This is a genomic window from Jatrophihabitans lederbergiae (genome assembly GCF_031845305.1).
Classification (GTDB): domain Bacteria; phylum Actinomycetota; class Actinomycetes; order Mycobacteriales; family Jatrophihabitantaceae; genus Jatrophihabitans_A; species Jatrophihabitans_A lederbergiae.
Genome location: NZ_JAVREH010000271.1, coordinates 1 through 255 on the forward strand (window position 1 = coordinate 1; position 255 = coordinate 255).

Annotated in this window: 1 protein-coding gene; it reads left to right on the forward strand. The window is 68.6% G+C overall.

All coding sequences use genetic code 11. The annotated features are described in order from the left end of the window. Window positions 1-255: hypothetical protein (locus RM423_RS25235; protein WP_311425774.1), on the forward strand; the 255-nt coding region annotated here is incomplete at both ends.

The following is a 255-nucleotide window of genomic DNA, read 5'->3' on the forward strand; positions in this document are numbered from 1 at the left end:
TCGCCGCGGGCCAACCAGCCCGCGCGGTCGACGCCGCGCAGGTCGCGTTGCGGGCCGGCAGCAGCGAGGACACCCCACTGCTCGACCTAATGATTGCCTTCGACGCCCAAGGCAACCGCGCCGAGGGGGACGCATACGTCAAGCGCATCCTGGCCAACCACGACGCCGAAGTCGAAGAGGACCTACCTCCGCACACCTTCCAGATCCTCAACCGCCGCGACCGCCTGAGCCACGCCAATCCCGATGTGGTCCACG